Consider the following 1,267-nt stretch of genomic DNA (forward strand, 5'->3'; position numbering starts at 1 on the left):
TTCATATACTCTAATGAATTACAAGTTTTCAGGCCACTTTTTTTTCGGAGCAGTTTACATTTTTCTCTCTGGGGTCGAGACATACGTAGTCCCATGAGTATGGTGTTTTGTTTTTTACCACACTGTAGATTGTTCTCAATAATTTGTTCATAACATTGTTCATGATTAGATAATGCGGTTTTCCTTCCTGCTGCTTTTTTTGGTAATACAGCTGGTATTCCTTGTTGTGTTTCACGGTTGCTTTTGCGCCCATATACAGCAGCGATTTGAGTTCTTTGTCTGCAAAAGGGCTTGTTTTGGATTTTCCGACCATGTTCCCGGATGTGTTGGGGAAGGGGCATACACCCGCATAAGAAGCCGCTTTCCTGGCTGTATCGATCGCCTTGAAGTTCCCGGTCTTGATGATCATATTTGTAGCTATGACCGGGCCTACACCGAACACAGAAATAGAAAGCGTGTAATTCTCAGCCATCTCCGCATCGTCCATGATGATAAGGGATATCTCCTTCTCCACTTCCCCGATCTGCTCGTCGAGTGAGCTTAAAGAGGCTTTTAGGATTAGGTTGGCTTTCACACTTTGCATGGGCATCTGCTCCCTGGCGTGCGCCCCGGTTATTAGTTCCTTCCGGGCTTTAACCAATTGCGAACGAAGTGCAAATAGCTGCCGAAGTTCTGACATGTTTTCGCTTTGGTAAGCCTTGAATGACAGTTTGTCAAAGAACCGCTCCCCATATTCCCGCAGGCGTGCCGCATCTATCGGGTCGGATTTCCCTTTCACCAGACCAAGGCTGTGTTTAACCGTATAGCCGGGAACCAGCGCAATGGAAACCCCACACCGGTTGCACAGAAAAACCAGCAGATCCCCATAGGTCCCCGTGTTCTCCGCACAGAGAACAGACCCGGTGGGTACGGTCGAGAGAAATCCCGATATGGCTGACAATCCGTTTTTCACTGTCCTGTGTTTTTCTTTTCCGTTTGCATCAAGGAAGTTTACATCGAACCTTTCCTTTGATAAATCAATTCCATATACTTGCATAAACTTTAAGTTTTATGCTCCGTATTGAGTGGCTAACATCGTGATAATGGGTTTTACCCTAAATACTCTCTGGCTTTGACTCAATGAATCTGCTGTCCTTAATATGAAAGTTAGGTTTCTCCCTATTAACATTATAAAGTTAGGGCAGCAGATGGAGCTTTTTAGCCAAAGGTATAACTCACGGCTTATTCTCATTGCTTGTCTTTATTCTTCTGAGTACAAACTAACGAT

General features: G+C 44.4%; 1 protein-coding gene. It reads right to left on the reverse strand.

The window, feature by feature from the left end; genetic code table 11:
* Positions 1-28: 28 nt before the first annotated feature.
* Complete coding sequence (locus BMW65_RS23770; RefSeq protein WP_090609499.1) at positions 29-1,036, reverse strand: IS110 family RNA-guided transposase; 1,008 nt, start codon at positions 1,034-1,036, stop codon at positions 29-31.
* Positions 1,037-1,267 lie beyond the last annotated feature (231 nt).

Origin of the sequence: Parapedobacter koreensis, from assembly GCF_900109365.1 — a bacterium.
Classification (GTDB): domain Bacteria; phylum Bacteroidota; class Bacteroidia; order Sphingobacteriales; family Sphingobacteriaceae; genus Parapedobacter; species Parapedobacter koreensis.

What these genes read in the sequence shown, in the direction of transcription:
- BMW65_RS23770 (WP_090609499.1), bottom strand. Translation starts at nt 1,036, where the DNA reads ATGCAAGTATATGGAATTGATTTATCAAAGGAAAGGTTCGATGTAAAC.